The organism is Streptomyces sp. SID1328, from assembly GCF_009865595.1.
Taxonomy (GTDB): Bacteria; Actinomycetota; Actinomycetes; order Streptomycetales; family Streptomycetaceae; genus Streptomyces; species Streptomyces griseoluteus.
Genome location: NZ_WWKH01000173.1, coordinates 1 through 7,163 on the forward strand (window position 1 = coordinate 1; position 7,163 = coordinate 7,163).

At 71.6% G+C, this 7,163-nt stretch carries 8 protein-coding genes; 5 read left to right on the forward strand and 3 right to left on the reverse strand.

Annotation, left to right across the window (positions count from 1 at the left end):
• Positions 1–954, reverse strand: a 954-nt coding sequence (locus GT030_RS05175; protein ID WP_161200048.1) for a DEAD/DEAH box helicase, incomplete at its 3' end; no start/stop codon positions are given.
• A 25-nt stretch (positions 955–979) separates the two neighbouring features.
• Entirely contained in the window at positions 980–1,792 is an 813-nt protein-coding gene (locus tag GT030_RS05180) for a class I SAM-dependent methyltransferase (RefSeq protein WP_346009571.1), read from the reverse strand.
• A gap of 385 nt (positions 1,793–2,177) precedes the next feature.
• On the opposite strand from GT030_RS05180, the gene rpsA reads away from it, so the two are divergent.
• The 4 genes from rpsA (at position 2,178) to GT030_RS05200 (ending at position 5,928) form a co-directional block, all read left to right on the forward strand.
• On the forward strand, positions 2,178–3,677 hold the full coding sequence (gene rpsA / locus GT030_RS05185) for a 30S ribosomal protein S1 (RefSeq protein ID WP_030809881.1): 1,500 nt from the start codon (positions 2,178–2,180) through the stop codon (positions 3,675–3,677).
• Between the two features lie 231 nt (positions 3,678–3,908).
• Positions 3,909–4,847 carry a PAC2 family protein gene (locus GT030_RS05190; protein ID WP_161200050.1) on the forward strand — a complete coding sequence of 313 codons (939 nt, stop codon included), beginning with the start codon at positions 3,909–3,911 and terminating at the stop codon, positions 4,845–4,847.
• Positions 4,848–4,879: 32 nt separating this feature from the next.
• Positions 4,880–5,497 carry a dephospho-CoA kinase gene (gene coaE / locus GT030_RS05195; RefSeq protein WP_161200051.1) on the forward strand — a complete coding sequence of 206 codons (618 nt, stop codon included), beginning with the start codon at positions 4,880–4,882 and terminating at the stop codon, positions 5,495–5,497.
• 50 nt (positions 5,498–5,547) lie between these two features.
• Positions 5,548–5,928 carry a tetratricopeptide repeat protein gene (locus GT030_RS05200; protein WP_161200052.1) on the forward strand — a complete coding sequence of 127 codons (381 nt, stop codon included), beginning with the start codon at positions 5,548–5,550 and terminating at the stop codon, positions 5,926–5,928.
• A gap of 10 nt (positions 5,929–5,938) precedes the next feature.
• On the opposite strand, the gene GT030_RS05205 is transcribed toward GT030_RS05200, so the two are convergent.
• Entirely contained in the window at positions 5,939–6,265 is a 327-nt protein-coding gene (locus tag GT030_RS05205; protein WP_161200053.1) for a DUF6343 family protein, read from the reverse strand.
• 140 nt (positions 6,266–6,405) lie between these two features.
• Here GT030_RS05205 and GT030_RS05210 point away from each other — a divergent pair, with 140 nt between their 5' ends.
• Positions 6,406–7,089 carry a class I SAM-dependent methyltransferase gene (locus GT030_RS05210; protein ID WP_161200054.1) on the forward strand — a complete coding sequence of 228 codons (684 nt, stop codon included), beginning with the start codon at positions 6,406–6,408 and terminating at the stop codon, positions 7,087–7,089.
• Positions 7,090–7,163 lie beyond the last annotated feature (74 nt).

Below are 7,163 nucleotides of genomic sequence, written 5' to 3' on the forward strand. Positions count from 1 at the left end.
CAGGCCGCGCGCGTGGTCCACGCGGGGCTCGCGCGCGAGCCCGGAGTCGACGACGGCCCGGACGCCCGGCACGGTGAGGGAGGACTCGGCCACGGAGGTCGCCAGGACCACCCGGCGCCGTTCGCCGGGGGAGAGCACCGCGTCCTGCACGGCGGCGGGGGCGCGGCCGTGCACCTGGAGCACGTCGACATCGGGAAGCCGGCCCAGCTGCCCGGCCACGCGGGCGATCTCGCCGACGCCGGGCAGGAAGCACAGCACGTCACCGGTCTGCTCGGCGAGAGCCCGCCGTACGACCGAGGCCACGTGCGCGAGGAGGGCGGGGTCCACCCGCATCCCGTGCGGCGGCCGTACCGGACGCGCGGGCGGCGCCCAGATCACGTCCACGGGGTACGAGACCCCGGCCGCCTCCACCACCGGCGCACCGCCGAGCAGCCGGGCCCAGCCCCGGGCGTCGGTGGTCGCGGAGGCGGCCACCAGGCGGAGGTCGGGCCGGAGGGTCCCCCGTACGTCCCAGAGGAAGGCGGCGGCCGTGTCGGCGTCGAGATGCCGCTCGTGGCACTCGTCGAGCACCACCACGTCGACACCGGTCAGCTCCTGGTCCCGCTGGAGCCGCTGGAGGAGGACACCGGTGGTCACGACCTCGACGCGGGTATGGCGCCCCACCACACGTTCACCGCGAACGGTGTGGCCGACGCTCACCCCCGGCTGCTCGCCCAGCAGCCACGCCATCCGTCGCGCGGCGGCCCGCGCCGCGATCCGGCGGGGCTCGGCCACCACGACCCGCCGCGCCGGACCGCCGCCGACCAGCCCGGCCAGCACCAGCGGCACGAGCGTCGTCTTGCCGGTACCGGGCGGCGCCACCAGCACGGCGGTGCCCTCCCCGTCCAGCGCGGCGGTCAGGTCGGGCAGGGCGGAGCGCACGGGCAGCGCGGCGAGGGCGTCGTCACGGATCACGCCCCCAGTGTCGTACGCCGGGCGGTCAGTCCCGTTCGCAGACGAAGATCGCGGTACCGGGGATCAGGCTGCCGCGCAGCGGGGACCAGCCGCCCCACTCGGAGGTGTTCCAGGCGGGCCACTCCGGCTCCACCAGGTCCACCAGCCGGAACCCGGAGGACACGACGTCCCGCACCCGGTCACCGATCGTGCGGTGGTGCTCCACATAGACGGCGCGCCCGTCGTCGTCCTGCTCCACATAGGGAGTGCGGTCGAAGTAGGACGACGCCACCGACAGCCCCTCCGGACCCGGTTCGTCCGGGAACGCCCAGCGGATCGGGTGCGTCACCGAGAACACCAGCCGGCCGCCCGGCCGCAGCACCCGCCGTACCTCGCGCAGCACCAGCCGGGGATCGGCCACGAACGGCAGCGCCCCGTACGCCGAGCACACCAGGTCGAAGGAGGCGTCCGCGAAGGGCAGCGCGCCCGCGTCCGCGCACACCAGCGGGAACGCCGAGCCGATGCGCAGCGCGTGCTGGAGCTGCCGGTGGGAGAGGTCGAGCGCGACCGGCCGGGCCCCCTGGGCGGCCAGCCAGCGCGCGCACTGCGCCGCGCCCGCGCCGATCTCCAGCACGTCCCGGTCCTTCAGCTCCTCCGCCGGGCCGAGCAGCTCGGCCTCCACCTCGTCCAGCCCCTCCGGGCACCAGACGAAGCGGTCGTCACCGAGGAAGGTGCCGTGCTCGACCTGGTACTCGTCGGCGTTCCGGTCCCACCAGCCCCGGTTGGCCCTGCTGCTCTCCGCGACCCCCGCGTCACGGCGGGTGGCTTCCGGCTCGGACCCCTCCGGGTCGTGCCCCACAGGCTCTTGGATGATCGGCTCCCTCGTCGTACTCTTCCGTCCAACCGGCCCGCCGGAGCGTGTCACGGAGGGGATCGCGCGGTCACGCGCGCCCAGTTGGGCGATTGTTCCGCCGGGTATGCGGCGATCCGTCCGCGGTGTGCGCCTTCGCGCATTGACCCTGCCCGGCTGCCCCCGTATGCTACAAGTTGCGCTGCGGGCCTGCGCACCTCAGACGTAGCAGGTCGCGCTCGCATCTGTATGTATCCCTCGGTTGTCGAGGCGCCACCGGGCACCCGGTGCTCTTGTGGCGCTTCCTTGGCTGTCCGGCTTCTGCAGAGCGAAACGGGCTCCCGGCGTAAGCAGTACCTACGACTTCAATGTCCGTACCGGAGCCCTTTCCCACATGACGAGCAGCACCGAGACCACCGCCACCACCCCGCAGGTTGCGGTCAACGACATCGGTAACGAGGAAGCCTTCCTCGCCGCGATCGACGAGACGATCAAGTACTTCAACGACGGCGACATCGTCGACGGCGTCATCGTGAAGGTCGACCGGGACGAGGTCCTGCTCGACATCGGTTACAAGACCGAAGGTGTCATCCCGAGCCGCGAGCTCTCGATCAAGCACGACGTCGACCCGAACGAGGTCGTCAAGGTCGGCGACGAGATCGAGGCCCTGGTTCTCCAGAAGGAGGACAAGGAAGGCCGCCTGATCCTCTCGAAGAAGCGTGCCCAGTACGAGCGCGCCTGGGGCACCATCGAGAAGATCAAGGAAGAGGACGGCATCGTCACCGGTACCGTCATCGAGGTCGTCAAGGGTGGTCTCATCCTCGACATCGGCCTCCGCGGCTTCCTCCCGGCCTCCCTGGTCGAGATGCGCCGCGTCCGCGACCTCCAGCCCTACGTGGGCAAGGAGCTCGAGGCGAAGATCATCGAGCTGGACAAGAACCGCAACAACGTGGTCCTGTCCCGCCGTGCCTGGCTCGAGCAGACCCAGTCCGAGGTCCGCCAGACGTTCCTCACGACCCTCCAGAAGGGTCAGGTCCGCTCCGGCGTCGTGTCCTCCATCGTCAACTTCGGTGCCTTCGTGGACCTGGGTGGCGTCGACGGCCTGGTGCACGTCTCCGAGCTGTCCTGGAAGCACATCGACCACCCGTCCGAGGTTGTCGAGGTCGGCCAGGAGGTCACCGTCGAGGTCCTCGACGTGGACATGGACCGCGAGCGCGTCTCCCTGTCGCTGAAGGCGACCCAGGAAGACCCGTGGCAGCAGTTCGCCCGCACCCACCAGATCGGCCAGGTCGTGCCCGGCAAGGTCACGAAGCTGGTTCCGTTCGGTGCGTTCGTCCGCGTGGACGAGGGCATCGAGGGTCTGGTCCACATCTCCGAGCTGGCCGAGCGCCACGTGGAGATCCCGGAGCAGGTCGTCCAGGTCAACGACGAGATCTTCGTCAAGGTCATCGACATCGACCTCGAGCGTCGCCGCATCAGCCTCTCGCTGAAGCAGGCCAACGAGGCCTTCGGTGCCGACCCGGCGTCGGTCGAGTTCGACCCGACCCTGTACGGCATGGCCGCGTCCTACGACGACCAGGGCAACTACATCTACCCCGAGGGCTTCGACCCCGAGACCAACGACTGGCTCGAGGGCTACGAGACCCAGCGCGAGGCGTGGGAGGGCCAGTACGCCGAGGCGCAGCAGCGCTTCGAGCAGCACCAGGCCCAGGTCATCAAGTCCCGTGAGGCGGACGAGAAGGCCGCTGCCGAGGGTGGCGACACCGCGGGTGCCGCTCCGGCCGCGTCCGGTGGCGGTTCCTACTCCTCCGAGGGTGCGGACACCTCCGGTGCCCTTGCTTCGGACGAGGCGCTTGCCGCGCTGCGCGAGAAGCTGGCGGGCGGCCAGAGCTGAACGCTCACCGCTGAGGCTTAGCCACTCAGGCTGATGTGAGGGACCCGTACCTTTCGAGGTGCGGGTCCCTTCAGTTTTTTTGGTGCGTTGTCGGGTGCGGCCTGTGGGGGGGTGTTCGCGCAGTCCCCGCGCCCCTTCAGGGGGTTACTGCCGGGCTCTGTTCGGTGATCTTGGGAATGCTCCGGTGGTTCCTGGTGTTGGCTCATTCGGACACAAGGAGGGGCGGTCATCGTGGTTGATCCGCAGGGTTTGTTCGCTTGGGAGCCGAAGGGGCTTGCCGTGGTGGACATGGCATTGGCTCAGGAGTCGGCCGGGCTGGTCATGCTCTACCACTTCGACGGGTACATCGACGCGGGGGAGACGGGCGACCAGATCGTCGAGCGCGTCCTCGACACGCTGCCGCACCAGGTCGTGGCCCGTTTCGACCACGACCGGCTGGTGGACTACCGGGCCCGCCGTCCGCTGCTGACCTTCCAGCGGGACGGCTGGACCGACTACGAGGTGCCGGCCATCGAGGTCCGCCTCGTGCAGGACGCCACCGGCGCGCCGTTCCTGGTGCTGTCCGGGCCCGAGCCCGACGTGGAGTGGGAGCGGTTCGCGCTCGCCGTGCAGCAGATCGTGGAGCGGCTCGGTGTCCGGCTGTCCGTCAACTTCCACGGCATCCCGATGGGTGTGCCGCACACCCGTCCCGTGGGCCTCACCCCGCACGGCAACCGCACCGATCTCGTCCCCGGTCACCGCAGCCCCTTCGAGGAGGCCCAGGTGCCGGGCAGTGCCGCCGCGCTGCTGGAGTACCGGCTCGGCGAGGCCGGGCACGACGTCCTCGGTGTCGCCGCGCACGTCCCGCACTACCTCGCCCGCTCCGCCTACCCGGACGCCGCGCTCACGGTGCTGGAGGCGATCACCGCCGCCACCGGTCTCGTCCTGCCCGGCGTCGCGCACGGCCTGCGCACCGAGGCCCACCGCACCCAGACCGAGATCGACCGCCAGATCCGCGAGGGCGACGAGGAACTGACCTCGCTCATCCAGGGCCTCGAGCACCAGTACGACGCGGCCGCCGGCGCCGAGACCCGCGGCAACATGCTCGCCGAGCCCGTCGACATCCCCTCCGCCGACGAGATCGCCCGCGAGTTCGAGCGGTTCCTCGCGGAGCGGGAGGGGGAGGCATAAGCCTCCCGGCAGCAGGGTCTAGGCTGCGCGGCATGTTGAAAGTGGGGCTGACCGGCGGCATCGGGGCCGGCAAGAGCGAGGTGTCGCGGCTGCTCGTGGAGCACGGGGCCGTGCTGATCGACGCGGACCGGATCGCGCGGGAGGTCGTGGCGCCGGGGACACCGGGGCTGGCGGCCGTGGTGGAGGCGTTCGGGCCGGAGATCCTCGCCGAGGACGGCTCGCTGGACCGGCCCCGGCTCGGTTCCATCGTCTTCGCCGACCCCGAGAAGCTGGCCGTCCTCAACTCGATCGTGCACCCCCTGGTGGGCGAGCGGTCCCGCGAGCTGGAGAGCGCCGCGAGCGCCGACGCCGTCGTCCTGCACGACGTACCGCTCCTCACCGAGAACGGACTGGCGCCGCTGTACGACCTTGTCGTCGTCGTGGACGCGAGCCCCGAGACCCAGCTCGACCGGCTGGTCCGGCTGCGCGGGACGACCGAGCAGGACGCTCGCGCCCGCATGGCCGCCCAGGCGAGCCGCGAGCAGCGCCGGGAGATCGCCGACATCGTCATCGACAACGACGTGCCGCTGGACGCGCTGGAGAAGCGGGTCGCGCAGGTCTGGGCCGAGCTGAACCGGCGCGCGGCCGCGCGGAGCGGTGGCGCGGAATAGCCCTTCGGCTCCGATGCGTTGGAACGGCGGAGTGAGGGAAGGACTTCGCCGTGCCCGAGAGCAATGGTTCCGCCGGACGTACACCGGAGACGGATGTCATCGACTTCCGCGCCGCCGAGCATCTGCTCGACGCGCGGGACCCCAGGGGCGCGGTGAAACTGCTCGACGAAGTGATCGCCGCCCACCCCGAGAACACCGCCGCCCGCCTGCTGCGGGCGCGCGCCTTCTTCGCCGCCGCGCAATTGCGGCCCGCCGAGCTTGAGTTCACGGTGGTGCTGGAGCGCGAGCCGGACAACGCCTTCGCCCACTTCGCGCTGGGCCGCACCTACGAGCGCCAGGGCCGGCCGGGTAAGGCCCGGCGTCACTTCCGGCTCGCCGCCGCGCTGGACCCCAACCCGGACTATCTGCGCGCGGCCCGCTTCGACTCCTGAGCCCCGTCTCTCAGGGGTGGTGGTGCCGGGGCGCGGGCAGGCGCCGGAATCCTCGCCGCCGCCTGGGCCGTACCGCCGGCTCGTCGTGCACGGGCTGGTACGGGGGCACGTCGCGGCCGGGCTGGTAGTGCGGGCCCTGGCGCAGATGACGGAGGACCAGGGCCAGGTCGACCGTGACCACCAGCCACAGCACGGCACACGCGACCGCCCAGCCGGTCCGGCCGGTGAGGGCGAAGGCCACGGTGCCGAAGACGGTCCAGGCGAACCCCCACACGCTCAGCCACAGCCGCGCCCGCAGCGCACTGCGCGCGGTCGTCGGTTCACTGCCGGTACGCATCCGATCACCACCTCTCGGGCTACCTCTCTCGCAACGTACTCCGGTTCCCGAGACGGTGTGAATTGACTCGAACGAGTGGTTCGGGGCGGGGCGGGAACGGCCGAGCGAAGATCGTCCGTTCTTCCGGCATGACAGTCGAGATGCGTGAAGGACATCAGGGCACCGGCCCCGGAGCGATCACCCCGGACGGCTGTGCGGTCGAGCTGTACGCCCGCTTTCCACCGGGCGACGAACCGGACGTCATCGCCGCCGCCGTGCCCGCCGGGGCGCACATCCTGGAGCTGGGCAGCGGCGCGGGCCGGGTCACCCACGCCCTGCTGGAGCGCGGCTTCCGGGTGACGGCGGTGGACGAGTCCGCCGAGATGCTGGAGCGGGTGCGCGGGGCGGAACGCACCATCTGCACGCCGATCGAGAACCTGGACCTGGGCGAGCGGTTCGACGTGGTCCTGCTCGGCTCGTTCCTGGTCCACACCGCCGACCCGGGGCTGCGCCACGCCCTGCTGGACGCCTGCGCCCGCCATGTGGCGCCGGACGGCCGCGTGCTCATCCAGCGGGAGGGCGCGGACTACCACGAGAACGTGCCGAGGGAGCGCGTCGACCCCCGGGGCTTCACCGTCCGGATCGCCTCGGTGGAACCGGCCGGGGACGGGGTCAACTCGGTGCGGGCCGAGTACATGTTCCCGGACGCCACCTGGACCCAGACCTTCCGCAGCAGGCCCCTGACGAAGGAGCAGTTCGAGGGCGCGCTGGCGGAGACGGGGCTGAGGGTCGACGCCGAGCTGACCGACGACGGGACGTGGGTGCGGGCGGTGCCGGCGGGCTGAGGGGCAAAGGGGACGGGCCGGCGCCGTGGCTCAGCGGCCCGGCCGGCGCCTGCCGTGGGGGTCCGCGGCGACGC

Bases quoted from the DNA above. Each gene is read 5' to 3' on its own strand.
- rpsA (WP_030809881.1), top strand. From the start codon at position 2,178: ATGACGAGCAGCACCGAGACCACCGCCACCACCCCGCAGGTTGCGGTC.
- coaE (WP_161200051.1), top strand. From the start codon at position 4,880: ATGTTGAAAGTGGGGCTGACCGGCGGCATCGGGGCCGGCAAGAGCGAG.
- GT030_RS05205 (WP_161200053.1), bottom strand. From the start codon at position 6,265: ATGCGTACCGGCAGTGAACCGACGACCGCGCGCAGTGCGCTGCGGGCG.
- GT030_RS05210 (WP_161200054.1), top strand. From the start codon at position 6,406: ATGCGTGAAGGACATCAGGGCACCGGCCCCGGAGCGATCACCCCGGAC.